The organism is Microvirga sp. 2YAF29, assembly GCF_052114605.1.
Lineage (GTDB): Bacteria > Pseudomonadota > Alphaproteobacteria > Rhizobiales > Beijerinckiaceae > Microvirga.
In genome coordinates this window covers 1-24,248 of record NZ_JBFRFB010000004.1, presented here as the reverse complement: position 1 = coordinate 24,248, position 24,248 = coordinate 1, and the positions used below count along the sequence as shown (strand labels likewise).

Annotated in this window: 26 protein-coding genes, 2 tRNA genes and 1 pseudogene; 18 read left to right on the top strand and 11 right to left on the bottom strand. The window is 62.0% G+C overall.

Annotation, left to right across the window (positions count from 1 at the left end; translation table 11 throughout):
* Window positions 1-4: 4 nt before the first annotated feature.
* Window positions 5-598, top strand: a complete 594-nt coding sequence (locus AB4Y85_RS06425) for a histidine phosphatase family protein (protein WP_441984043.1) — start codon at window positions 5-7, stop codon at window positions 596-598.
* A 473-nt stretch (window positions 599-1,071) separates the two neighbouring features.
* A complete protein-coding gene (locus AB4Y85_RS06420; RefSeq protein WP_441984042.1) occupies window positions 1,072-1,464 on the top strand; it encodes a hypothetical protein in 393 nt (130 codons plus the stop codon).
* A gap of 47 nt (window positions 1,465-1,511) precedes the next feature.
* Here AB4Y85_RS06420 and AB4Y85_RS06415 read toward each other — a convergent pair whose 3' ends face one another.
* Window positions 1,512-2,435 (bottom strand): DMT family transporter, encoded by a 924-nt coding sequence (locus AB4Y85_RS06415; protein WP_441984041.1) that lies wholly within the window; start codon window positions 2,433-2,435, stop codon window positions 1,512-1,514.
* A 103-nt stretch (window positions 2,436-2,538) separates the two neighbouring features.
* On the opposite strand from AB4Y85_RS06415, the gene AB4Y85_RS06410 reads away from it, so the two are divergent.
* From AB4Y85_RS06410 to ribB, 3 genes are all read left to right on the top strand, one after another.
* On the top strand, window positions 2,539-3,951 hold the full coding sequence (locus AB4Y85_RS06410) for an aminotransferase-like domain-containing protein (RefSeq protein WP_441984040.1): 1,413 nt from the start codon (window positions 2,539-2,541) through the stop codon (window positions 3,949-3,951).
* A 141-nt stretch (window positions 3,952-4,092) separates the two neighbouring features.
* Complete coding sequence (gene aroC / locus AB4Y85_RS06405; RefSeq protein WP_441984039.1) at window positions 4,093-5,208, top strand: chorismate synthase; 1,116 nt, start codon at window positions 4,093-4,095, stop codon at window positions 5,206-5,208.
* A gap of 67 nt (window positions 5,209-5,275) precedes the next feature.
* On the top strand, window positions 5,276-6,568 hold the full coding sequence (gene ribB / locus AB4Y85_RS06400) for a 3,4-dihydroxy-2-butanone-4-phosphate synthase (protein WP_441984038.1): 1,293 nt from the start codon (window positions 5,276-5,278) through the stop codon (window positions 6,566-6,568).
* A 160-nt stretch (window positions 6,569-6,728) separates the two neighbouring features.
* On the opposite strand, the gene AB4Y85_RS06395 is transcribed toward ribB, so the two are convergent.
* Window positions 6,729-7,670, bottom strand: a complete 942-nt coding sequence (locus AB4Y85_RS06395; protein ID WP_441984037.1) for a histone deacetylase family protein — start codon at window positions 7,668-7,670, stop codon at window positions 6,729-6,731.
* 201 nt (window positions 7,671-7,871) lie between these two features.
* On the opposite strand from AB4Y85_RS06395, the gene AB4Y85_RS06390 reads away from it, so the two are divergent.
* Entirely contained in the window at window positions 7,872-8,459 is a 588-nt protein-coding gene (locus AB4Y85_RS06390; protein ID WP_441984036.1) for a L,D-transpeptidase, read from the top strand.
* A gap of 67 nt (window positions 8,460-8,526) precedes the next feature.
* On the opposite strand, the gene AB4Y85_RS06385 is transcribed toward AB4Y85_RS06390, so the two are convergent.
* The 4 genes from AB4Y85_RS06385 to AB4Y85_RS06370 form a co-directional block, all read right to left on the bottom strand.
* Entirely contained in the window at window positions 8,527-8,718 is a 192-nt protein-coding gene (locus tag AB4Y85_RS06385) for a hypothetical protein (RefSeq protein ID WP_441984035.1), read from the bottom strand.
* A gap of 130 nt (window positions 8,719-8,848) precedes the next feature.
* Window positions 8,849-9,334 carry a DoxX family protein gene (locus tag AB4Y85_RS06380; RefSeq protein WP_441984034.1) on the bottom strand — a complete coding sequence of 162 codons (486 nt, stop codon included), beginning with the start codon at window positions 9,332-9,334 and terminating at the stop codon, window positions 8,849-8,851.
* A 59-nt stretch (window positions 9,335-9,393) separates the two neighbouring features.
* Window positions 9,394-10,239 carry a patatin-like phospholipase family protein gene (locus tag AB4Y85_RS06375; protein WP_441984033.1) on the bottom strand — a complete coding sequence of 282 codons (846 nt, stop codon included), beginning with the start codon at window positions 10,237-10,239 and terminating at the stop codon, window positions 9,394-9,396.
* 5 nt (window positions 10,240-10,244) lie between these two features.
* Window positions 10,245-10,733, bottom strand: coding sequence for a MarR family winged helix-turn-helix transcriptional regulator (locus AB4Y85_RS06370; RefSeq protein WP_441984032.1), 489 nt, complete (start codon window positions 10,731-10,733; stop codon window positions 10,245-10,247).
* Window positions 10,734-10,933: 200 nt separating this feature from the next.
* Between AB4Y85_RS06370 and AB4Y85_RS06365 the strand changes: the two genes are divergently transcribed.
* The 3 genes from AB4Y85_RS06365 to AB4Y85_RS06355 are packed head-to-tail and all read left to right on the top strand — an operon-like array spanning window position 10,934 to window position 14,016.
* Window positions 10,934-12,148 carry a DUF898 family protein gene (locus AB4Y85_RS06365; protein WP_441984031.1) on the top strand — a complete coding sequence of 405 codons (1,215 nt, stop codon included), beginning with the start codon at window positions 10,934-10,936 and terminating at the stop codon, window positions 12,146-12,148.
* A 9-nt stretch (window positions 12,149-12,157) separates the two neighbouring features.
* Entirely contained in the window at window positions 12,158-13,237 is a 1,080-nt protein-coding gene (locus AB4Y85_RS06360; protein WP_441984030.1) for a M48 family metallopeptidase, read from the top strand.
* On the top strand, window positions 13,237-14,016 hold the full coding sequence (locus AB4Y85_RS06355; protein WP_441984029.1) for a DUF1499 domain-containing protein: 780 nt from the start codon (window positions 13,237-13,239) through the stop codon (window positions 14,014-14,016). The genes AB4Y85_RS06360 and AB4Y85_RS06355 overlap by 1 nt, the downstream gene beginning before the upstream one ends.
* Window positions 14,017-14,023: 7 nt before the next feature.
* Here AB4Y85_RS06355 and AB4Y85_RS06350 read toward each other — a convergent pair whose 3' ends face one another.
* Window positions 14,024-14,935: an MBL fold metallo-hydrolase gene (locus AB4Y85_RS06350; RefSeq protein ID WP_441984028.1), complete on the bottom strand. Its 912-nt coding sequence runs from the start codon at window positions 14,933-14,935 to the stop codon at window positions 14,024-14,026.
* A gap of 176 nt (window positions 14,936-15,111) precedes the next feature.
* On the opposite strand from AB4Y85_RS06350, the gene AB4Y85_RS06345 reads away from it, so the two are divergent.
* Complete coding sequence (locus AB4Y85_RS06345; RefSeq protein WP_441984027.1) at window positions 15,112-15,714, top strand: biotin transporter BioY; 603 nt, start codon at window positions 15,112-15,114, stop codon at window positions 15,712-15,714.
* 75 nt (window positions 15,715-15,789) lie between these two features.
* Here the strand turns inward: AB4Y85_RS06345 and AB4Y85_RS06340 are convergent, their stop codons facing one another.
* On the bottom strand, window positions 15,790-16,080 hold the full coding sequence (locus tag AB4Y85_RS06340; RefSeq protein WP_441984026.1) for a hypothetical protein: 291 nt from the start codon (window positions 16,078-16,080) through the stop codon (window positions 15,790-15,792).
* Between the two features lie 201 nt (window positions 16,081-16,281).
* Here AB4Y85_RS06340 and AB4Y85_RS06335 point away from each other — a divergent pair, with 201 nt between their 5' ends.
* A complete protein-coding gene (locus AB4Y85_RS06335; RefSeq protein WP_441984025.1) occupies window positions 16,282-16,968 on the top strand; it encodes a hypothetical protein in 687 nt (228 codons plus the stop codon).
* A gap of 164 nt (window positions 16,969-17,132) precedes the next feature.
* Here AB4Y85_RS06335 and AB4Y85_RS06330 read toward each other — a convergent pair whose 3' ends face one another.
* The gene (locus AB4Y85_RS06330; protein ID WP_441984024.1) at window positions 17,133-17,534 is read right to left on the bottom strand and encodes a DoxX family protein; all 402 of its coding nucleotides are present in this window, start codon (window positions 17,532-17,534) and stop codon (window positions 17,133-17,135) included.
* A 580-nt stretch (window positions 17,535-18,114) separates the two neighbouring features.
* Between AB4Y85_RS06330 and AB4Y85_RS06325 the strand changes: the two genes are divergently transcribed.
* The gene (locus AB4Y85_RS06325; RefSeq protein WP_441984023.1) at window positions 18,115-18,438 is read left to right on the top strand and encodes a hypothetical protein; all 324 of its coding nucleotides are present in this window, start codon (window positions 18,115-18,117) and stop codon (window positions 18,436-18,438) included.
* Window positions 18,439-18,501: 63 nt separating this feature from the next.
* Here AB4Y85_RS06325 and AB4Y85_RS06320 read toward each other — a convergent pair.
* Window positions 18,502-18,578: transfer RNA gene (locus tag AB4Y85_RS06320), tRNA-Pro, on the bottom strand.
* A gap of 144 nt (window positions 18,579-18,722) precedes the next feature.
* Here AB4Y85_RS06320 and AB4Y85_RS06315 point away from each other — a divergent pair.
* The 6 genes from AB4Y85_RS06315 (at window position 18,723) to AB4Y85_RS06290 (ending at window position 24,054) form a co-directional block, all read left to right on the top strand.
* Window positions 18,723-18,797: transfer RNA gene (locus AB4Y85_RS06315), tRNA-Gln, on the top strand.
* 189 nt (window positions 18,798-18,986) lie between these two features.
* On the top strand, window positions 18,987-19,625 hold the full coding sequence (locus AB4Y85_RS06310) for a glutathione S-transferase family protein (RefSeq protein WP_441984022.1): 639 nt from the start codon (window positions 18,987-18,989) through the stop codon (window positions 19,623-19,625).
* A 256-nt stretch (window positions 19,626-19,881) separates the two neighbouring features.
* The gene (gene rfbB, locus AB4Y85_RS06305) at window positions 19,882-20,943 is read left to right on the top strand and encodes a dTDP-glucose 4,6-dehydratase (RefSeq protein ID WP_441984021.1); all 1,062 of its coding nucleotides are present in this window, start codon (window positions 19,882-19,884) and stop codon (window positions 20,941-20,943) included.
* 21 nt (window positions 20,944-20,964) lie between these two features.
* A complete protein-coding gene (gene rfbC / locus AB4Y85_RS06300; protein ID WP_441984333.1) occupies window positions 20,965-21,522 on the top strand; it encodes a dTDP-4-dehydrorhamnose 3,5-epimerase in 558 nt (185 codons plus the stop codon).
* A gap of 52 nt (window positions 21,523-21,574) precedes the next feature.
* A complete protein-coding gene (gene rfbA, locus AB4Y85_RS06295; protein WP_441984020.1) occupies window positions 21,575-22,447 on the top strand; it encodes a glucose-1-phosphate thymidylyltransferase RfbA in 873 nt (290 codons plus the stop codon).
* Between the two features lie 149 nt (window positions 22,448-22,596).
* Window positions 22,597-24,054: a phosphomannomutase gene (locus AB4Y85_RS06290; protein WP_441984019.1), complete on the top strand. Its 1,458-nt coding sequence runs from the start codon at window positions 22,597-22,599 to the stop codon at window positions 24,052-24,054.
* Window positions 24,055-24,099: 45 nt separating this feature from the next.
* Here the strand turns inward: AB4Y85_RS06290 and AB4Y85_RS06285 are convergent.
* Window positions 24,100-24,248 (bottom strand): annotated as a pseudogene (locus AB4Y85_RS06285) (UDP-glucose 6-dehydrogenase); the annotation flags it as partial.

Sequence of the window (24,248 nt, the reverse complement as noted above, 5' to 3'; positions counted from 1 at the left end):
TGCCATGACCTTGTCTCGCCCGACGATCTACTTCATTCGCCATGGCGAGACGGACTGGAATCTTGAGGGCAGGCTGCAGGGGCAGAAGGACATCCCGCTCAACGATCTCGGCCGCGTTCAGGCCGAGGAGGCAGGGCGGCGTCTGCAATCCATCGTTCCGCATTACGAGGACCTTGCCTATCTGGCGAGCCCGATGCTGCGCACCCGCGAGACCATGGAAATCCTGCGTACCGCCATCGGCCTTCATCCGGAGGGCTACAGGCTCGACGAGCGCCTGGTCGAGATCACCTTCGGTTCCTGGGAAGGCATGACCTGGAAGGAAGTCCGCAAGGCCGAGCCGCAGATGGCGGCGCTTCGCGAGCGCGACAAGTGGAACTACGCGCCTCCCGGCGGCGGCGAGAGCTACGCCATGCTCACCGACCGCCTGCGCCCCGTTATCGACGACCTCACCCGTGAGACGGTCATCGTCGCCCATGGCGGCGTCGCCCGCGCCTTCCTCGCCGTCTGTTGCGGCATCAACTCACGCCAGGCCGCCAGCATGGATATCTGGCAGGGCAGGGTGCTCGTGATCGAAGGCCGCAATCACCGCTGGGTGTGAGGGGGCTTGCAGCGTCCTGCTGATTTAGCACTTGTCCTCCCGGTCGGGCTTGGCCGGGTTACCCGCGCCTCACCTTGCTCCTTATCCTTCATTCTGAGTGTCCGGCTGATCAAGCGCCGGTAGCCCCCTCCCCACAAGCCTCGGGCTTGGCCGAGACTTGTCTTCTGTCTGGCGCAATCGGGAACACTCGACTTGCGATGGGGAGGAGTTGGAGCTGGGGGGTGGCGACGAACTGGACCAGCATACCGCCGCCACCCCCACCCTAGCCCTCCCCACAAGGGGGAGGGAAACATGCGCTTTATCCTTTTCCGGCCAGGCCCTCATGATGAAGTATCCCGAATAGAAGATGGCATAGACCACCGACACAAAGCCGGGGATGCTGTGGGGAGCTTACGCTCTCCATATTGCCGTCTTTGGGAAAGTATGCACATTAAGACACAAAGTATCATATGTGCATAAAAGGTTTCTCCACCATGTATCGCGCACTCGTCGTCCTGGCCGGCCTCACCCTCGCCGCAGGTTCTGCCTCCGCTCAAACGGCGGATCGGAACGTCAAGGCGAATACCCCTACGGCCATCGGTGGTTTCTTCGGGTATGAGGTCGATACCTGCTATCCGTCGATCATTCCCGACGTAAAGATCAAGCAGGCTCCGGCGAACGGCGCTCTCAAAATCGTGCCGTACCAGACCACGCTTGGTAAGGAAGACCGCTGCGCTGGCAGAACGATAAAGGGGCTTGCATACGTCTACACGCCGAACAAGGGCTTCAAGGGCACGGATGAGGTCTCTCTGAATGTCCCGTGGAGCTCCAACGACCTCAACGTTCCGACGCTCCGCACCTACACGTACCGCATCACGGTTCAGTAAAAGCCGCGACCAGAGTGACAAAGGCGGCCTCGCATCTGGGGCCGCCTTTATCGTTGGAGAGGGGCACCGGCTTCTGTCTCCGGAATGCTTTCGGCATCCGCGTCTTGCGGCTTGGCGAAGCGCTTGGCTCCGATGACGCAGAGAATGACGGCGGCGGTCACGGCGACCATCTGCCATCCGACCGTCTCCTTCAGAAGCAGAGCGGCCAGCATGAGTCCCAGGAAGGGTTGCAAAAGCTGGAGCTGTCCCACTCCCGCGATGCCGCCAAGGACAAGGCCCCGGTACCAGAAGACGAAGCCGATCAGCATGGAGAACAGGGAGACATAAGCGAGGCCGAGCCAGGCCGGCATCCCGATTCCGCTCCAACTCGCGGGAAGGGTCAGGAGGGTCCCCGCAACCATCAGCGGCAGCGTGAGGACGAGCGCCCACGAAATGACCTGCCAGCCTCCGAGCTTGTGCGACAGCTTCGCGCCTTCCGCATAGCCGAGACCGCAGAGCAGGATCGCTCCCAGCATCAGGCAATCTCCCATCGCGGAAGCGGAGCCTCCATTGGCCAGGGCATACCCGGTCACCAGCGCCGCGCCTAGACTTGAAAATATCCAGAACGCCACCCTTGGCCGCTCCCCGTTCCGGATGACCCCGAAGATAGCTGTCGTGAGGGGGAGGAGGCCGATGAACACGATGGATCGGCTGGCGGCGATATATTGCAAGGCAAGGGCGGTCAGAAGCGGAAAGCCGATGACCACGCCCGCCGAGACCACGGCGAGCGGGATGTAATCCTCCCGATCGGGCTTTCGCTGCCTCAAGGCAGCGAGAAGGGCCGCCGCCAGAACGCCCGCGATGGTAGCTCGTGCAAGGGTGAGAAAGAACGGATCGAAATCCGATACGGCGATGCGCGTTGCGGGAAGCGATCCGCTGAAGATCACGACGCCCAGCAGCCCGCAAATCCATCCCTCGGTCGTTCTGTCCATATGCCCCTCCCGGTTTCGTTCCCTTTTCCATCAAGCGGCATGGATTTCCCAGATACGGTCCGGTACAGTTTGTTCAAACTGTCATGGGATCGGGAGCAGTACAGTGGATGATGCCTCCATCGGGCAACGCTCCGAAACGCAGATCGAACGGGTCATGCGGGGGATCCGCAACCAGATCGCCAGCAGGCTTCTGGCTCAGGGCGCGAAGCTTCCCTCGATCCGCTCCACCGCCGAGGCGATGCAAGTGTCCAAATCGACGGTCGTGGAAGCCTATGACCGGCTGATGGCGGAGGGCATTATCCGCTCCAAGCCAGGTTCGGGCTTCTACAGCGCGGCCCCTCATTCCCCCGTGTCCCTGGCGGATATCGCTCCGCGTCTCGACCGCTCCATCGATCCGTTCTGGGTCTCGCGGCAATCGCTGGAGGCGGGCGGCTCTATGCTGAAGCCGGGTTGCGGCTGGCTTCCGAGCCACTGGATGCCCACGGAGGAGATCCGCCGCTCATTGCGCTCCCTCTCCAGGATGAAGGATCCGGTCGGGCTCACGGATTACGGCTCCCCTCTCGGATTGCCGGCCCTGCGACAGTACCTGTCGCGGCGCATGATGGAGCAGGGTTTCGCGGCAGCTCCTGACCAGATCCTGCTGACGGATTCGGGCACGCAGGCCATCGACCTCGTCTGTCGGCTGCTGCTGCGTCCCGGCGACACCGTGCTGGTGGACGATCCCTGCTATTTCAACTTTCTGGCGCTGCTGCGCGCCCATCAGGTGAAGGTCGTAGGCGTTCCCTATACGCCTACCGGCCCCGATATCGGCCTCTTCGAGGAAGCGCTCTCCGCTCATCGGCCGCGCCTCTACATCACGAATTCCGGGATCCATAATCCCACGGGCGCGACCCTGTCCGCCGTGACGGCTCACAAGCTCCTCAAACTTGCCGAGGCTCACGAGCTTCTCATCGTCGAGGACGATATTCTCGCGGATTTCGAGATCGATCCCGCGCCGCGACTGGCGGCTCTCGACGGTCTCAGCCGCGTGGTGCGGGTCGGCAGCTTCTCCAAGACCCTGTCGGCGTCGTTCCGGTGCGGCTACATCGCGGCCCGGCCGGATTGGATCGACAAGCTCATCGATCATCGCATCGCGACGGGCTTTTCCAGCAATCGCCTCTCGGAAGAGCTGGCCTTAAGCGTTCTGAGCAGCGGCGCCTATCACAAGCACAAGGAAGCCCTTCGGGTGCGGCTTGCCAAGGCACGGGCGTCTGTCGTCCCGCGGCTGAGGGCGCTCGGGATCGAGCCGTGGCTCGTGCCCAAGGCGGGCATGCTTCTCTGGTGCCGGCTGCCGGACGGCGTGGACGGCGCTGAGGTTGCGCGTCTCGCTCTGGCCGATGGCGCCGTCCTTGCGCCGGGCAATGTCTTCAGTCCATCCCAGACGATGGCCGGATTTCTCCGGTTCAACGTGGCCCAATGCGAGGACCGGGTTTTTCCGATCATCGAGAAGGCTATACGGCTCTCATGTGGGGCGTGACACCCGCCCGCTTTGGTTCTAGAGCCGTTTCCACATTCGTGGAAACGGCTCTCGTCTTTGATGTTTCGCATTTTTTGGCGGCGAACCGGGTCCACTTCGCCGAAAAATGCTTTATGACGCCTTGAACCTCGAAGAAGCGCCATGTCCCACAATACCTTCGGTCACCTTTTCCGCGTCACCACCTTCGGCGAAAGCCATGGGCCAGCTCTCGGCTGCGTCATCGACGGCTGCCCGCCCATGATCCCCATCGATGCGGCGGAGATTCAGGCGGAGCTCGACCGGCGCCGTCCCGGCCAGTCGCGGTTCACGACACAACGCCAGGAGCCGGATCAGGTAAAAATCCTCTCCGGCGTGTTCATGGATGAGCGCACGGGCCAGCAGGTGACGACAGGCACGCCGATTGCGCTTCTCATCGAGAATGTGGACCAGCGCTCGAAGGATTATTCCGAGATCAAGAATTCCTACCGTCCGGGCCATGCCGATTTCACCTATGACGTCAAATATGGCATCCGCGATTATCGCGGCGGCGGGCGCTCCTCGGCGCGCGAGACAGCGGCAAGGGTCGCGGCGGGCGCGGTCGCACGCAAGGTTCTCTCCGGCGTCACCATCCGTGGCGCGCTCGTGCAGATGGGGCCGCATGCCATCGACCGGGGCAATTGGGACTGGGGGGAGATCTCCCGCAACCCGTTCTTCTGCCCGGATGCGAAGGCGGCCGCTTTCTACGAGGAATATCTCGACGGCCTGCGCAAGGCCGGCTCCTCCATTGGCGCGGTGCTCGAAATCGTGGCCGAGGGCGTCCCGGCAGGCCTGGGTGCGCCGATCTACGGCAAGCTCGATTCCGATCTCGCCTCCGCGCTCATGTCCATCAACGCGGTGAAGGGCGTCGAGATCGGCGACGGTTTCGCGGCGGCGGCGCTGCGCGGCGAGGAGAATGCCGACGAGATGCGCTCCGGCAACCAGGGCGCGCCGACCTTCCTGTCAAACCATGCTGGCGGCGTTCTCGGCGGCATCTCCACGGGTCAACCGGTCGTGTGCCGCTTCGCCGTGAAGCCCACATCCTCGATCCTGACCCCGCGCTCCAGCGTCACGCGCTCAGGCGCCGAGGCTGAGGTCATGACCAAGGGGCGGCATGACCCCTGCGTCGGCATCCGTGCGGTGCCGGTGGGCGAGGCCATGGTCGCTTGCGTACTCGCAGACCACGTCTTGCGCCATCGCGGACAGGTGGGCGCAGGACCATCCTGGCCGTTCCCGGCCTGAGAGGCGCTGCCTAATAATCAGCAAATTTTAGTTTTACTAAAATCGACTCATCGGCTAACCAATCGGCATGAAACTGGCTGAATGGTTGTCCCGCAATGGCGTCTCGCGTGTGGAATTCGCACGGCGGATCGGCGTGACTCCCGGTGCCATCACCCAGATGTGCAATTCCGAACAGGCCTGGCTGTCCCGGGACACGGCGGAATTGATTGCCCGTGAAACCCGTGGCGCCGTCACGCCTAACGATTTCCTGCCCAAATCCGCTCAGGAGGCCTTGATGCCGAATTCCGTCAATGAAGCCATCGAGGCTTTCGCCCGTGGTGAAATCGTCATCGTGACCGATGACGACGACCGCGAGAACGAAGGCGACCTGATCGTCGCCGCCTCACTCTGCACGCCGGAGCAGATGGCCTTCATCATCCGCAACACTTGCGGCATCGTCTGTGCTCCGTTGACCGTCGCGGAGGCGCGCCGCCTGCGCCTCGATCCGATGGTGGCCTCCAACGATGCGCCGCTCGGTACGGCCTTCACGGTCACCGTCGACGTGAAGCACGGGCTCACCACCGGTATTTCCGCCGAGCAGCGCTCCAACACGGTGCGGGCGCTCGCCAACCACAATATGGGCGCCACCGATTTCGTCCGCCCTGGCCACGTGTTTCCGCTCATCGCCAAGGATGGCGGCGTGCTCATGCGCTCCGGCCATACGGAGGCGGCGGTCGATCTGTGCAAGCTCGCGAGCCTGCCGCCGGTGGGCGTGATCTGCGAACTTGCCAACGATGACGGCACCGTCATGAAGGGCGCGCAGATCGATGCCTTCGCCGAGAAGCACGATCTCAAGCGCATCTCGGTGGCGGACCTCATCTCCTATCGCCAGTCGCGCGAGAAGCTCGTGGAGCGTATCGCCACCTTTCCGGTGGAGACGCAATGGGGCTCGTTCACGGGCTATGCTTATTCGACGCCGTTCGACAGCGTGCAGCACATCGCGCTCGTGCATGGCCGCATCGGCGACGGCACGAATATTCCCGTGCGCCTGCACCGCGCCAATGCGCTCACCGACGTGTTCGAGGGCGGCAAGATGGTGAATGCGTCGCTCCAGCGTTTCGTGAAGGAGGGCAGGGGCGTGCTGGTCTATCTGCGCGACGGCACGGCTGGCGTTCCCACCATCAGCTTCTCCGAGATGGACGAGACCGCATCGGAAGCCCAGCGACAGAGCCAGTGGCGCGAAGTCGGCCTCGGCGCGCAGATCCTCAAGGATATCGGCGTCAGCTCCATTCTCAACCTGACAAGCACATCGAGCCGCTCCTTCGTGGGTCTCAGCGGCTTCGGCATCGAGCTTGTCGGCCAGGAGCCTATCGAGGGCTGATGGCTCTCAAGCTCTCGGGCGAAATGGTACTGCTGAGTGGATGGACACCTCTGACGTCATCACCGGCCTTGTGCCGGTGATCCCGATGCATCGAGGCGCCGTGCTCTTCGGAACGGGGTGGCCGGGACAAGCCCGGCCATGACAGCGACGTGTGTGAACGTTAAGTATTAATCTCACGTCCCATCAGGGCGTCGAGATGAAATGCAACCGACTTCGATAATCCCTCGAGATCGTAGCCGCCCTCGAGCACCGAAACGATGCGATGGCCGCAATGGCGGTCGGCGAGGTCCATGAGCCTGCGCGTGGCCCAGGCGAAATCCGTTTCCGTGAGGTTGAGGCTGGCGAGCGGGTCGCGCCAATGGGCGTCGAAGCCGGCCGAGATGATGATGAGATCGGGCGCGAAGGCATCGATGCGCGGCAGCACGATCTGCTCCACCGCCATGCGGAACGCCTCGCTGCCGTCGCCTGCGCTGAGCGGTGCATTGACGATGGTGTTGTGCTCGCCCCTCTCCGAAACCGCGCCCGTGCCGGGATAGAGCGGTGCCTCATGGGTCGAGCAGTAGAGAACGCTGGCATCGCTCCAGAAGATGTCCTGCGTGCCGTTGCCGTGGTGGACGTCCCAATCGAAGATGGCCACGCGCTCCGCGCCAAACCGCTTCTGCGCATGGCGCGCGGCGATGGCGGCGTTGTTGAAGAAGCAGAAGCCCATGGCTTTGATGCGCTCGGCATGATGGCCGGGCGGACGCATGGCGACGAAGGCATTGGTCGCGCGGCCGGACATGACGTCATCGACAGCCTTCACGGCCCCGCCCGCGCCCCGCAGGGCGGCCTCGTAAGTGCCGGGGGACATGACCGTGTCCTCATCGATCCGCGCCCAGCCCTCCCGGGGACTGATGTCGCGTAAGCGAACCACGTAATCCTCAGGATGCGCGAGGGTCAGACTGTCCATTTCGGCCATTGGGGCACTGTCACGGACGAGGGTCGTGAAGCGCTCCTTCTCAAGCGCGCGCTCGATGGCGCGGATGCGGTCGGGCCGCTCCGGATGGCCCGGAGGCGTCAAGTGATCGAGGCTGGCAGGATGGCTGACATAAAGTGTGGACATGAATGCCCTTAAATGGCGTGGACAAAGAGTGTCGCAGCCTCTCAAGCCGTTGTCCATGTTGTTGCAATGCAACACCCATTCGGCTGCAGCCGTGCCATTGTTCGGATGATTCGTCGGGATGACGTAAGGTAAGTTGTTCCTGTGTCGCGACGTAACGTTTCAACAGCTGCTTTTTTGAGCAGCGCAGTAGAGCTCTTTCCAATGCGCCTCTCTCGCCTTCTCGTTCTCGCCGCAACCCTGACCGTCCTGGCCGGCTGTACTTTCCAAGGCGTGCCGGAACCCCAGGTTTCTGCTCGCGATACGGAATGGATGGCGCAGGTGCCGAAGGCCCAGGAAGAGCCGCGCTATGCCCGCTATATCGTCGAGGATCCGACCGGCGAGGCGCCCGGCACCATCGTCGTGGATACCAAGAACCGCTTCCTCTACTACGTGCAGGACAACAAGAAGGCCATTCGCTACGGCGTTGCTGTCGGCGACGAGGCTTATGGCTTCACCGGCACCACGCGCATTGCCCGCAAAGCGGAATGGCCGGATTGGAACCCGCCCGCCGAGATGAAGGTCCGCTGGCCGCACGTGCAGTTCACGAAGGGCGGTCCCAACAACCCGCTCGGCGCCCGTGCTCTCTACCTCTACGAGGGCAATCAGGACACGCTCTACCGCATCCACGGCACCAACGAGCCGGAGAAGATCGGACTGGCCGTGTCGTCCGGCTGCATCCGCATGCGCAACATCGACGTGATCGACCTCTACAACCGGGTCGCCCTGAACACGAAGGTCATCGTCCGATAACGGCGAGCCTGCTTTCGCTGATGCAAGAAAAGAAAAGCGCCCCGAAGGGCGCTTTTTTGTTTGGGGCTTAGCGGCCCACCACCGCTTCCTTGCGAAGGATCGCCGGCGGTGCGGTTTCCTTCGGCTTGCTCGGTTGCGTCCGAGCCGAGCGCATGGCGGCGGCGAGGGCGGGAAGGGCGACGGGCTTGAAGGCCGGGACGACCGACGCGTCGGTTTCGCCGTTGGAGCGTTGCTCCAGGATCTGAGCTTGCTTGGTCATGGCGTATCCTCCTGTTCGGGTGCAGCCTTTGGTCCACCCCGATATTTTGTTCCGCCGTGGCCCCATCAGGGCGGCGGGCGGCTTTTGCTCTGCTTTTCCAACAGATGCTGGATTCAAGCTTAATCCAAGATTAATGGCGCAACAATCTATCGTCTTGCAGAGGGGCGCCAGGCAGGGGCAGGCCAAATGTCTCATCCTCCGATGCAGGCGCGGGCTTTGAGCGCACAGCCAGAATGGAGACGAGAACCAGCGCGCCGATCATGCCCATATGCTCGCCGGAGGTATGGAACGCCCTGATCGCCTGCTCGCCATCGAAACGCCAGAAGGCATGGACAATGGGAATGGTGAGGAAGGTGAAGATGCCGAGCGCGCCGGCGCCGAGCCAGGTCAGACGATTCGTGATGATGAGGGCCGAGCCCGTCAGTTGAACGAAGATCGTCAGGCTGTTGTAAAACCACGCGGGCTCCAGGCCAAACTGGCTCATCTCCGCCATGCCGCCCGGGAAGTTGAGCAATTTCGCAAGCCCGCTTCCCCAGAATGGGAAGGTCAGGACGATGCGAGCCGTCGTTTCCGTCATGCTGCTCGACAGAAGGGATTCGATCCAGCGTGGTGTCATATGCGTGCCCTTCAAAGCTTACGTTGCGATAGGTATGCAGCTTTAAAGGCTACGTATCGTCAGGCTCTGTGTGCCCGCACACGCTTCGCGAAAGCCTCGCCGTCCCTCAGACCCATCTCATAGGCTCCCCTGATCCCGGCCGGGTTGGTGATGTCGAATTGCCCGACGGGGACCGGTCCGGACGGCTGGATGTAGGTGCGGCCTTCGACCTGCGGAAAGGTGCGGTAGAGCCGGGAGAGAATGACCAATGTCCTGCCGCCTTCGGCCTCCACCGGCAGCAGCGGCTCGATGGGCACGTTGTCGACGAGGCCGCCATCGAGCGCCGCCATGCCTCCGACGCGGCCTATGGGCATGAAGGGCGGCACGCTGGCGCTTGCCATGAGCGCCGCCGAGAGTTCGGCGGCTGATGACAGATCCTGCATGTGCAGGAATTCAGGGCTGAAGCCGAGCGCCCTGCCGCCGCGCGGATGCACGGGAGAGCGCCATTTCTTCTCGATCTGGTAGGTGGCGATGCCGAGCGGCACCGCGAGGGCCAGCGGAAGGCGTCGCGGCTTGCGGGCGAGTCCGATCAGGACGTCGGGACCGCGCTTGAGACGCTCTAGCGCCGCATCGTCGATGATCGCCTCGATAAGGCTGCGATACATGAAGGCGACCGGCCAGGGCGAGCCCTCGCTGCGCCATGCGCGCCACTCGAAATTGCGCCGCCCCTGGCTGCATCCTTCCACGACCATGGCATTCACGCGTTGGCCGAGGCCGAGCAGGCTGTAGCAGGCGGACCAGGCGCCCGCGCTCACGCCGGCGATCAGGCTCGGCTTGAGGCTGAGCAGGGGAGACGCGGCCTCCCAGAAGCCGCCTTGCCAGTAGCAGCGGTTGCCGCCTCCCGCGAAGGCGATGGCGTCGAACATGAGGGTTATCCCCGCAATCGGGCGAGCGTCGCTTCCTCGTCCGCGCGGGCCCGCTCGCGCCACGCAAGGACGATGCGTTCGAGATCGGCCAGATCCTCGGCGGGGAGGGACCCGAGGCTCCGCGTCACATAGGCGCGCTGGGCCGCGATGCCCTTCTCGGCAAGGTCGCGGCCTTTCTTCGTGAGATAGAGAGCGTTGGAGCGCCGGTCTCCCGGAATCGCGCGCCGCTCCACGAGGTCGGCCTCCACCATGCGATCGAGCAGGCCGGAGACATTGCCCTTCGTCACGTAGAGCCGTTCCGCCAGCTCCTGCTGACTCATGCCCTCGCGCTCGGTCAGGGTGGAGAGCAGGTCGAATTGCGGGATCGAGAGGCCCAGCACCTTCAGCTCGCTGGCGACCGTGTTCATGGCGCGGCGATGCAGGCGGATGAAGCGGAACCAGATGCGAAGCGGATCCGCTTCCTGGTCGAGAGTGGCAGGGGACGGGGACGTCAAAGGCAGGCTCCTGATACAGACTGACAGTTTACATCGAAACAATCTGTCCCGTCATCCCTCGAAGTTTGTGGGCTCGCGATCTGGCTCTTGAGACAAACGTCACGGAAAGAGTGAATAATGCTGAGCGGTCGGAAAGCATAATGTTCCAAAATAACAAGATCATGCTAAGGCGTTGTGAGACTTCCCTGTAGGTTGAAACCATGAACGCCCCAGCCAGCTTTCGGCTCACCGCGCCACAACCATCCCGTATGTCATTCGCGGGCATGCGGGGTGAATTCCTGAAGATGCTGATCAAAGGAAGCCTGCTTCAGATCCCCACGTTCGGTTTCTACCGTTTCTGGCTCAACACGAAGATCCGCCGCCATCTCTGGGCCAATACACAGGTCGAGGGCGAGGCTTTCGAGTATACCGGCACTGCGAAGGAGTTGCTGATCGGCTTCCTGATCGCGCTCGCCGTTCTGGCGCCGATCTATATCGGCAATTTCATTGTTGCCTTGATGCTTGAAGAGCTAAGAGCTTTCGCGAGCTTGCCGCTCTTTTTCATCATGTACGTGCTTGCCCATTTCGGGAGCTATCGCGCCCGCCGGTATCGCGCTACGCGAACGATCTTCCGGGGCATACGCTTCTGGATGAAGGGCTCCGGCTGGGCCTACACGCTCCGCGCGGTTTTGTGGGATCTCGCGGTGATTCTCACCCTCGGCCTTGCTCTTCCATGGGCAATGGCCTCTCTTGAGCGCTACCGGATGCGTCATACCTATTTCGGTACGGTTCAGGGCGACTTCCTAGGAACCGGCTGGACGCTGTTCAAGCGCGGTTGGTGGATTTGGGCTCTAGGTCTTGCGGTCTTCATCGGCAGCGTCACTACCAGTTTCATGCTGACCAAGGTTTATCCTACGCATGCATTGGCTTTTGGCACGTTGGCTTTCCTAGCTATTTTCTCGTTGATTTTCTTTTGGCCGCTGATGCTTGCTGTGTTCACGCGTTGGCATATCGACGGCTTGCGCTTCGGCGGTGTCATCGTGACTAGCAACCTTCGGGCAGGCTCGATCTATGGTTTGTTTTTCAAGGTGCTTTTTTCGTCCATTGGGCTCATCATCGTGGCACTCCTCGCTGCCGGTCTTCTGGTGGGATTGAGCGCATTGTTCCTCGAGGACCCTCTGGATGTCTTGAAGGCTGAACTGATCGCTGCCTCTGTCAGCATCGGCATCATGACCATGGTTGCCGTTTTGGTCTTTTTCTTTGGGTTCGGCGTGATCAAGCGCTACTTCTTCACTCGCGGTCTCTGGGCTGCCGTCGTTAGCTCGACGAGCGTGTCCAACCTGCCCGCGCTCGATGCGGCTGTCGCTGCCGGCCAACCTTCGGGCGTGCTGGGCGAGGGCCTCGCCGACGCGCTCGATTTCAACGCAGGCATTTGAGGTCGAACCATGGATGCGGTGTTCTATGATGGCGAGAGCGCCCGGCGCAGGACGGTCTCCCTCAAGGTCACCGCATCCAGCCTCGACATTAACGAGGGAGGCGAGTGGATTGCCTCCTGGCCGACAGGTGCCGTGCGCCGCAAGGATGCGCCCGAGGGCATGCTGCGTCTCACCTGTGATGGCGGCCCATTGCTTGCCCGGCTCGATGTCACCGATCCCACCGATCAGGCCGCCATCCGCGCGCATTGCCTTCGCCTCGACGGTGGAGAATCGAAGGAGCGCACGGGCCGCATCCTGTTCTGGTCGCTTGCGGCCGCAGCCTCCATCATCCTCTGCGTCGCGTTCCTGATCCCCATTTTCGCCGAGAAGCTGACGCCGCTCATTCCGCCTGCCATCGAGAAGCGGTTCGGCACGGCGGTGGACAATCAGGTGAAGGCGCTGCTCGGCGGCAAGGTCTGCAGCGAGAAGCCCGGAATCGCTGCATTAGAGACGCTCACGAACCGTCTCAAGAAAGCAAACGGCGTCGAGCTCGATCTCGACATCGCCGTGCTCGAATCCAAGATCCCCAACGCCATCGCGCTTCCGGGCGGCAAGATCTATGTCTTCCAGGCGCTTCTCGACAAGGCGGAAACCGCCGATGAACTAGCGGGCGTCCTTGCTCACGAGATCGGCCATGTGGCTAATCGCGATGGCTTGCGCAAGATGATCCAGTCGGGCGGAACGTCCTATCTTCTCGGCCTGCTCTTCGGCGATGTGACGGGTGGCGGCGCGATCGTCTTCGCCAGCGAATATCTCATCAACAGCGCTCACTCCCGCGAGGCCGAGACGGCTGCGGACGACTTCGCCGGGCAGGCCATGATCACTCTCGGGCGGCCCGCGCATCCGATGGCACAGTTGCTCAAACGCATCGAAGGCGATGAAGATGACGAGGATGGGAACGAAAGCAAGCTTCCCGCTTTTCTGTCTACCCACCCGGTTACCGATCAGCGCTTGAAAGCTCTGGAGAAACTGGTGCCTTCCAAGCCCGGCGAGCCTCTTCTCACACAAGAGGAGTGGCGCGCCATCAAAGAGATCTGTAAACCCACCTGATGCGTCGCCTCATCCTCGAAGAACCTTATTCCCGTCCGGCAAAGTGGTCGCCCAGGCTGGCGTGGTTCTCGCTCGTCGTGACGGTGATCGCGGTCTTGCTGATCCGCTTCGCGCGCATCGATTATCAATCGGGCTTCATCGCGCTCGGGACCGGCCTCGCCGTCGCGGTTCTTGCCGTGATCCTATCGCTCGTGGCCTTCATCCGCATCTGGCAGGAGGGAAGGCGGGGCCTCGGCAGCGCCATCAAGGGCCTCGTGCTCGCAGCCCTCGTGCTCGGTTATCCGGCCTATATGGGCCTCAAGGCCGTGACGCTCCCCGCGATCAGCGATGTCAGCACCGATACGGACGACCCGCCTCAGTTTTCCCGCTCCCGTGCCGCGCTCGACGCGCGGGCAGGGCGCGTGCCGCCCGATGCAACGCCGGAAGCGCGCGAGCTGCAGCGTGAGTCCTATGTGCAGATCGCGCCTCTTACCCTCGATGTCGGTCCGGAGGAAGCCTTCGGTCTCGTGCAGAAGGCCGCGCAGAATTTCGGCTGGCAGGTGATTGAGGCCGTGCCCCCCGGCGGGCGCACCGGTGCGGGCCGCCTCGAAGCGGTGGACCACACATTCCTCCTGAAAATTCCCGAGGACGTGACGATCCGCATCCGTCCGCGCGTGGACGGCACCCGCATCGATATCCGCTCGGCCTCACGGTTCGGCACTCACGATCTCGGCACGAACGCCAAGCGCATCCGCGATTTCCTGGAGGCAACCGCCGACCTCGCGATCGCGCTGAACTGATCGGAATTCAAGCAGGCCGGTAAACACTGTCGAGGGCGGGCATGCCATCCGTCACGGCTTGCCCCCTTGCGACCAGATCTTCCAGATGCGCGAAGACCGAGAGGCCTGCCGCTCCCACGAGGGCCGGGTTCAGTCCCTGGTAGATGGCGGCCACGATCTCGGGTATCGTCCGGTCGCCTGCATTCAGCCGGTTCATGATCGAGGCTTCCCGCTGGCGGCGGTGATGGGTGAGGGCACGCACGAAGCGCTGTGGATCCTGGACGGGGCCGCCATGGCCAGGCCAATAGAGCGTCTCGTCCCGGCCTTTCAGCTTGTCGAGGGAAGCCATGAAGTCGCTCATCGAGCCATCGGGCGGCGCAACCACGGTGGTGGACCAGGCCATCACGTGATCGCCGGAAAACAGCGCCTTTTCTTCCGGCAGGGCAAAGGCGAGGTGGTTGGCCATGTGGCCGGGAGTGGCCAGGGCTTCCAGCGTCCAGCCGGGTCCCCGGATCGCATCGCCCTCGGTCATCTCCTGATCGGGCGCGTAATCCTTGTCGGAGCTTGCTTCAAGCTTGTTGATCTCGCCGGAAAAGAGCGGGCGGGCGCTCCGGTGCGGCCCGCAGCCGACGATGCGCGCGCCCGTGGCGGCCTGGATCGCCCGGGAGGCGGGGGAGTGGTCCCGATGGGTGTGAGTGATGACGACATGGGTCACCGTCTCGCCCTTCACGGCATCGAGCAGGGCCGCGATATGCTCCGGGTTGTCCGGTCCCGGGTCGATGATCGCGACCTGGCCGGTGCCGACGATGTAGGTGCAGGTGCCGGTGAAGGTGATGGGCCCAGGGTTGTTGGCGACGATTCGGCGGACGAGGGGGCTCACGCGCATGCATTCCCCCGCGAGGGCAGGAGGGCGAGTGTCGAAGGTGAGGTCGTCTGCCATGAAAGGTCCTTGGAAATCTCTGCCGGTTCGCCGTCGAAAATGCGACGCAACGAAGAAATAGAGATGATTTCACGCAAGTGGAAACAACTTTAGGACCGCTTGAGGCCCCGGCCAGACCCACCTATAAGGCTTATGAGTCCGCCTGCGAATGGCGGAATGATCTGGAGTTTTCATTCATGACGACCGGCGCTTCTTCGCTGTCCTCTCCGTCGACCCTCGCCGGCCTGATCTGGCCGTCCCGGAACGACGCCCGCTTCGCCGCGCTGCGCGCCATTGCCCTCATGGCCATTGGTGTCGTGCTGCTCACTCTCTCGGCCAAGGTGCAGGTGCCGCTGCCCTACGTCCCCATGACGCTGCAAACCCTGGCGGTGCTGGTCATCGGCGCTTCCTACGGCTGGCGTCTCGGCGGCGCTACCATCGCGGCTTATCTGCTCCAGGGCGCCATGGGCCTCCCGGTCTTCGCCGGCCCGGTGGCCGGCATCGGCTACCTCATGGGCCCCACGGGCGGCTTCCTCTTCGGCTTCCTGGCAGCTGCCGTCGCCGTTGGCTTCATGGCCGAGCGCGGCTGGGACCGTTCGCTTCTGCGCGTCATCGTCATGATGACCGTCGGCCACGCCCTGATCTTCGTGGCCGGCCTCTCTCAGCTCTCGCTGGTGATGCCCTTCGCCAAGGCCTGGACCGTCGGCGCAGCACCCTTCATCGCCGCAACCCTGGTCAAGACGGGTCTCGCCGTCGCCCTGATGCAGGCCGCCTGGTTGGTGAGCCGCCGCAACGGCTAAGCTTAGGCGCCTAGACCAAAAAGCATTGAAGCCGCCCTCGGGCGGCTTCTTTCGTTTGGGGAAGAGAAAGGGCTCTCAGCCTACCGAATGAACGAGCCGGAGGTTCGGCTTCGACTTCACGCTGTGATGGCGGAAGGTCAGGTCGATCCATTCCTCATCGCTGCCGTTCTCGATCACGCGATAGCCCATCTGCTTGGCGATGGCCTCGACCTGGCCGAGATTGACCTTGGAAATCCAGCGGGTGAACTCGGGCATCTCCTGATCCATCAGGACCGCCAACATGCCGATCTCGACACCCTGGTCGAAATCTTCGCTTCTGCCCGGAAAACGCAAACGTAAGCCCTCGTCGAGATGGATGTGTCGCATGGATGACGCCCCTGAATCGCCTTGCCCGGCATTGTTTTGCTGAACAATAGCAACATTCTTTCCATATCGGAAGGTGGCATGGAGGCGCATGTCCGCAAAGGCCGCTTGCCTGACAGCACGGTCTATGAGCCGCCTACGAACGGAACCTCATTGCAGAGGGTACATTAGCCTTGAGACATGCCGAATATTGGGAGGGACCTCATGGCCGAGCGCAGAATCACCGCCTTCTTCAACACCTATGACGAGGCCGCCAAGGCGGTGCGGCGCCTTGAGGCCGCGCAGATTCCGGGTTTCGAGATCAGTCTGATCTCGAACAACGCCGACAATGTCCATTCCCATCATGCCGGGCGGGACTACGACGAGACAGCCGATCACGATTTCGCAGGGGCGGGCGCTGCGGCGGGAACCATCGCAGGCGGCGGCGCCGGCCTACTGGCCGGGCTCGGAACCGTGGCGGTGCCGGGCCTGGGCCCGGTGATCGCAGCAGGTTGGCTGGTATCGACCCTTGTTGGCGCCGGTGCGGGCGCAGCCCTGGGCGGATTCGTGGGCGTTCTCGCGGATGCTGGCCTCAGCCACGAGGATGCGGAGGCCTATGCCGAGGGCGTCCGCCAAGGAGGCGCGCTCGTGACGGTACGGGTTGACGAGGCCGACATGGACCGGGTCGTGGATATTCTCGACGACGAGGGACGGGTCGAGCCCGGCAGATCCGAGAGTGACTGGCGCTCGGAGGGGGCGGCTCCGCCCATCGGCGCCGCGGCATCCACCACGACCGGCCTGACGACGGACCTCATGCCCAATCCTCTCGACGAGGATGACGACACCCTTCATGTAGAGCTCGAAGACGAGCGTCTTCGCCGCATGACGGGCACGGACCCTGACCGGACCTGAATAAAAAAGCGGGAGGCTATCGCTACAGCATCGATCCAAAAAGTGGATTTGCACTTTTTGGATCGATCCGATGCTGTCTCTCTGAATAAGAGCATCGTGCGCAAAACCGGGTCCACTTTTGCGCACGATGCTCTAGCCTCCCGCCTTCTTGTCGGCCTCGGAGCTTAACGGCTCTTGCGCATCATGTTGTCGAGGCTCCATGCGCCGCCGCCGGCCGCGACCAGGAACAGGAACACGAAGCAGTAGAGGATTGCCGCATCGCCGCCATTGAGCGCGGGGAAGGGGCTCTTCGGAGCGTGGGCCATCCAATAGGCGACGGCCATCTGGCCGGAGAGAACAAAGGCCACCGGGCGCGTTAAGAGGCCCAGGATCAGAAGCGCACCGCCGAACAATTCGAGCATGCCCGCGATCCAAGGGAGGCTGAAGGCTCCCGGCAGATCGCCGCCTGAGGAGGGGAAGCCCAGGATCTTCTGCGTGCCGTGCGCCATAAAAATGAGGGCTGCGACGATGCGCAGGACGCTCAAAAGGCGCGGCGCCCACACGGTCTCGAGATTGGCGGTATTCATGAAGTCGTCTCCAAAAAAGAAAGGGCCGCGATTCAATGTCGGAGGCCCTGTGCGGCGAACTCTTAACGGTCGCGCTCGACGGTTTGAAGGTGCGGCAGAACACCTTGCAGTAACGAATTGCTTACCATGATCCCAAAGCCGCTTGATCCTTCAGGCCGGTCGTACGTTCTCCTCATGCCAAGAGCACAGGAGGCCAACATGACGATCCTCGATCCCAGAACCGGTCAACTCGTGACGATCGACCTCTCGCCCAGACCCCGCAGATCATAAAAGATATTTTTTCGCTTTTTCCTGCCGGGTACCCGCGCTCTCTTCTTGTTTTGTCTGCCGATTTTGAAGTTTCCTTTATTTAGTAGTCCAGCTTTGCCTTTTTAAACCGGCAAAGTTCTGCCGCTCAACTTCTCCCAAATGTGAAGCTTCGTTTCGTCGTGCCGCCGGAACCCATGCCGCGTAAGGGCATTTGCCTATCGGTGACAGGTTGTGGGCTTTCAAAAAGGTCAAGATTTCCTTGAGCAGTCGCGCAGCAATCTCACTAACGGATGCAGTTTTTATCTTTAAGTGAAAGCATTGGGAGAGTTGAATGGCTCTGACGGGACGCTTTAATCTCCGCAAGACCTTTACCGGGCGCATCGTCCTGCAGGTGGAGGAAGAGGTTCAGGGCATGTGGGGCCGCATGACGGGGAAGCCCAAGATGCATCGGCGCTGGCGCGATGCGAATGTCCTCGATCTGGCCGCTCCCGAGCTGCGCGCCCTCGTGGACCTGCGCTTCCGCCCGCGCTACATGCCGCAAGCGCCGGAGCCTCCCCAGGACTGGCCGCGCGCGTCACGCCAGCTCGAGGCGATTCCCTCGCAGACGGTGCATTACGAGACTTATCAGGACGATAATCGCTTCTCGACGCATTGATGGAGGTGCCCTCACGGGCATCTTCTCGCCATCTGTTGGGAATGATGTGTCGAAGTGATGGAATGGTCGGAGTGATAGGATTCGAACCTACGACCCCCTCGTCCCGAACGAGGTGCGCTACCAGACTGCGCTACACTCCGACACCGATAATCATCGGGAGGCCGGACTTATAGCGGCGGGTTTGGGGCACCGCAAGGGGAGATTTGCGCGTTGGGCATATATATTTTCCCTCATAAAACCCTGTTGCCAGCGCCGCCCGGCCCGATTATGTACAGCCCCGTCGTTGGGGCGTCGCCAAGTGGTAAGGCAGCGGTTTTTGGTACCGCCATTCCCAGGTTCGAATCCTGGCGCCCCAGCCAAACCTCTGCATTTCAAAAAATTTGCCGGTAAGTCGTCGATCACTCGAAGCGTTGCGCGGCGGGGCAGGGCTCCAAGGAGCGTCATGCGACGCCCAGCTCAAGCGGAAACTCCGTGCCGATCGGATACGGTTCAGGCTCGTATCGTCTCGCCCATCAAGCTGAGCTGAAGCGCGACTTCGGGGAACGTCCATGCACTACACACTTCATGCCGCGCCGGGCGCTTGTTCATTTGCCCCTCACATCATCCTCGAAGAGCTCGGTGGGCCATATACGCTTGCTTTGATGTCCAGCGGGCATCCCGAGGCCAAAACCGAAGAGTTTCGCCAGCTCAACCCAAAAGGCCGCATTCCCGTCCTGACCGCCGATAACTTCGTGCTCACCGAAGCGGCTGCCATTCTGCTTCATCTCGGCCTGACGAATCCCGATTCGAACCTGTTAGGGACTGATGCGGAAAGCATAGTCCGATCCGTGGAGTGGTTTAATTGGCTCTCCGGTTCGGTGCATGCCGTAGCAGTTCGCATGATCTGGCGGCCGGACTACTTCTTGCCTGAGGAGACGATGTTCCCGCCGCTCGTCGAGAAGGGAGAAGAGCACCTTTCGTCAGCCTACGCCTTGATCGAGGCGAAATTGACGGAAAGAACCTGGGCCGTCGGTGACCGCTACTCGGTCGTCGATCCTTACCTTCTGGTGTTCTACCGTTGGGGGAACCGCATGTCCCGCAACATGCAAGGCGCCTATCCAGCGTGGACCGCTCATGCCCGCCGCTTGGAGAAACGAGAGGCCGTGCAGCGCGCCATTGCCCAAGAGGGTATCTCCCTATGGAAATGAGCCCCTCCTTCAAACAGGAATAAATGCGAACCAAGTGGACCGATTGCGTGCCAAGAGGCGCTGGCCTTCTTGAGTGGACTCCCGAAACCATACTGGCTATCCGTTCTTGGGGATTGTTGTTGGCTCCGAAGGGGTCATAATATAGCAACAGCATGAAGAAAATGTGAGGGTTTTTGAAACACCAGATGGTTTCAGCTGAATGGAACCGCTGCTTCGGCGCGCGCCTCTGCCATTGACCAAGGTTTATGAAACGCCTATGACCAAACGCTTTCTCGTTACCGGCGGAGCCGGGTTCATCGGCTCGGCGGTCGTGCGGCGCCTTATCGAGGGCACGCCCCACCATGTTCTGGTGGTGGACAAGCTGACCTATGCTGGAAACCTGGATTCTCTGGCTCCCGTCTCGGACGATCCCCGCTATTCCTTCGAGCGCTGCGACATCGCGGATTCCGCGCGCATGCAGGAGGTCATCGAGCGTTTCGCGCCGGACGTGATCATGCACTTGGCCGCAGAGAGCCACGTGGACCGCTCCATCGACGGACCGGGCGCCTTCGTCCAGACCAATGTGGTCGGCACTTTCGCGCTGCTGCAGGAGAGCCTGCGCTACTGGCGCAACTTGGGCGGCGAGCGGCGCGACAATTTCCGCTTCCACCATATCTCGACGGACGAAGTTTTCGGTTCGCTGGGGGAGGATGGCTTCTTCCACGAGACCTACCCTTATCAGCCGAACTCCCCGTATTCCGCCTCGAAAGCGGCCTCGGACCATTTCGTGCGCGCATGGCACCACACTTACGGCCTGCCGACCATCATCACGAATTGCTCCAATAATTACGGGCCCTACCACTTCCCCGAGAAGCTGATCCCGCTGATCATTCTCAATGCCCTGGAGGGCAAACCTCTGCCGGTCTACGGCAAAGGTGAGAACGTGCGCGACTGGCTTTATGTGGACGACCACGCCGATGCCCTCATCCTCGCGGCCGAGAAGGGGCAGGTGGGCGAGAACTACAATATCGGCGGCTGGAACGAGCGTAAGAATATCGATGTGGTGAAAGCCATCTGCGCGCTCGTGGATGAGCTGGCGCCCGATGCGTCCATCGGCCCGCGCGAAAGCCTCATCACCTATGTGCCCGACCGACCAGGGCATGACCTGCGCTACGCCATCGACGCGTCGAAGATCAAACGCGATCTCGGTTGGATTCCGGCCGAGACGTTCGAGAGTGGGTTGCGCAAGACGGTGGCGTGGTATCTCGAAAACCGGCCCTGGTGGGAGCGTGTGCGCTCCGGCGGTTATCAGGGCGAACGCCTCGGCGTGGTCGCCTAAAGACTTGATTGGATGACGACGATGCTGGGTATCGAGCCTACCGCCATTCCCGATGTGAAAATCCTGACGCCGAAGCGTTTCGATGATGGGCGCGGTTTCTTCTCCGAGGTCTACAATCGCAAGCGCTACGAAGAGGCTGGCGTGGAGCTCGACTTCGTGCAGGATAACCACTCTCTGTCCGAAACAGTGGGTACGATTCGCGGCCTGCATTTCCAGACCACACCTTTTGCGCAGGATAAGCTCGTGCGCGTAGTTCGTGGGCGCATTCTCGATATAGCAGTGGATCTGCGCAGATCATCGCCGACTTTCGGCAGGCACGTGGCCGTGGAATTGTCCGCCGAAAACTGGCGCCAGCTTCTCGTGCCAATCGGTTTCGCCCACGGCTTCTGCACCTTGGAGCCTGATACGGAAGTTCTTTACAAGGTGACGAATTATTACTCGGCGGCGCATGATCGCGGCCTTGCCTTCGACGATCCCGCACTGGGCATTGAATGGCCTGTGGCTCCCGGTGATGCTGTCCTGTCCGAGAAGGACCGCAAGCATCCGCGTCTTGCTGATCTTCCCGCCTGTTTCGATTGAGGGCAGGGAACATGACGCATCGCCTTGTCTTAGACGTGAAAGGAATCCGGCTTTGAAAGGCATCATTCTCGCGGGAGGCAGCGGCACGCGTCTGCATCCGATGACTCTCGTCACATCGAAGCAGCTTCTGCCGATTTACGACAAGCCGATGATCTATTACCCGCTCACCACGCTGATGCTGGCTGGTATTCAGGACATCCTCATCATCTCCACGCCCGACGATCTGCCCCGGTTCAGGCAATTGCTCGGAACCGGAGAGCAATGGGGCATCCGCCTGTCCTACGCGGAGCAGCCCAAGCCGGAAGGACTGGCGCAGGCTTATATCATCGGCGCGGATTTCGTAGGAAACGAGCCTTCGGCACTTATTCTGGGCGACAACGTATTCTATGGCCATGGGCTGCCGGAGCTGATGCGCTCCGCGTCCGGCCGGCCCGGCGGAGCGAGTGTCTTCGCCTATCACGTGAGCGATCCATTCCGTTACGGCGTCGTCCAGTTCGACCGGGAAGGGAGGGCGATCTCCATCGAGGAAAAGCCGAAGCAACCGAAATCCAATTGGGCGGTGACAGGCCTCTATTTCTACGATGCGCAGGTCGTGGACATCGCAGCCCGGCTCAAACCATCCGCACGGGGTGAGCTGGAGATCACGGATGTGAACCGAGCTTATATGGAAATGGGGCAGCTTCAGGTGGAAAAAATGGGTCGCGGATATGCATGGTTGGATACGGGCACGCCCGACGCCTTGCTCGAAGCGGCCGGCTTCGTGCGGGCGCTCGAACAGCGCCAAGGCTTCCGCATCGCCTGCCCTGAAGAGATCGCTTTCAACCTTGGTTGGATCGATCGTGAGCACCTGCAGGCGCTGGGGCGCGAGCTCTCGAAGAGCAGTTATGGCCAGTATGTCCTGGCCATCGCCGAGACAAGATTGTAGTCCGCCTCACGTCTCTTGACCCCTCAGGCGAGGGACGTGAGATGTATTGATTTGGCATACAGCCCCTTCAACTATCCCCGGCCATCCGGGGTAACCTCTCCTTCGAGCAAGCGACACGGCTGCGTTGAAGAAAACAGATAGGCAAAGCAATGAAAACGGGTTCGGGAACGGTCCAGTCTTCCCTCAAATTCGGCACGAGCGGCCTGCGCGGTCTCGTGACCGAACTGAACGGCGTTCCAGCGTTCGCCTATACCCGCGCTTTCGCCGAAATGTTGAAGGAAGACGGTTCGGCCGCCGCGGCGAAGAACGTCGTGCTGGTGGGCCGCGATCTTCGCGAGAGCAGCCCCAGCATCGCGCAGCTCTGCTGCGCAGCCCTGGCTGAATCGGGCCTCGTGCCTCTCGATTGCGGTGCGCTGCCGACACCGGCTCTGGCCTATCACGGCATGCGCTTTGGCCTGCCGGCAATCATGGTCACGGGCAGCCATATCCCCGAGGATCGCAACGGGCTGAAGTTCTATCGGGCGCAAGGTGAGATCGATAAGAAGGACGAAGCCGGCATCCTCGCGTGGCATGGCAAGCTTGCCGTCATGACCGTGCCGGACCATGCGCGCGGCGTTCAGGCGGCGAAGCCCGATATCGATCTGATCGAAGCCTACAAGGCACGCTACAAGGATTTCTTCGGGGCAGGGGCTCTCAACGGCCTCACCATCGGCGTTTATCAGCATTCCTCGGTCGCGCGCGATGTGATCGTGTCGATGCTGGAGGCGTTCGGTGCGCGCGCCGTCGCGCTGGGCCGCGCGACGAGCTTCATCCCCGTCGACACGGAAGCCCTGCGCCAGGAGGACGAGATCCTCGCCAGGCAATGGGCCGGCGAGCAGACGCTCGATGCCATCGTGTCCACGGATGGCGATGCGGATCGTCCTCTGATTTCGGACGGCGCGGGCATGTTTCTGCGCGGCGATCTCGTCGGAGCGATCACGGCAAAATATCTCGGCGCCGATACCATCGTGACGCCGGTCACGTCGAACTCGGCGCTCGAGGATTCGGGCGCCTTCGCGAGCGTGATCCGCACGAAGGTGGGATCGCCCTATGTGATCGAAGGCATGAACAAGGCCGCGCACTCGGGAGCGCGTGTCGTCGTCGGGTTCGAGGCCAATGGCGGCGTTCTGCAGGGCTCCGATGTGGAGCGTAAAGGCCGCAAGCTCTCGGCTCTGCCCACGCGCGATGCCATGCTGCCGATCCTCTGCGCCCTCGGCTCCGTGGCCGAGCAATCGAAGCCTCTCGCGGAGATCGGCGCTGGTTATGCTTTCAAGGCGGCGGCCAGCAACCGGCTTCAGAATGTGCCGACCGAGAAGAGCATCGCGTTCGTGTCGAGGCTCCAGCAGGACGCAGGCTTCCTGTCCGATCTCATGGCGCCCCTCGGCGGCGTTGCAGCTACCAACAACAGCGATGGTTTCCGGATTAACACCAAGAACGGCGAAGTCGTGCATTTCCGCCCATCGGGCAATGCACCGGAACTGCGTGTCTATGTGGAGGCCAAAACCCCCGAGCGTGCGGACGAATTGCTAAATTGGGGAATGGGGGTCGCACAGAAGCAGGTCGGTTGATGGCGTGCTCCCCTCTCCCACAGGGGAAGAGGGGGCTCGTTGTCATTACGGCCGTCCGATTGAGACGTAGTGGAATCCGTGGTGGCGCATTTCCTCGGGGCGGTAGACATTGCGCAGGTCCACCACCACGGGAGCAGCCAGCGCCGCCTTCAGGCGTCGCAGATCCAGCGCCCGGAACATGTCCCACTCGGTCA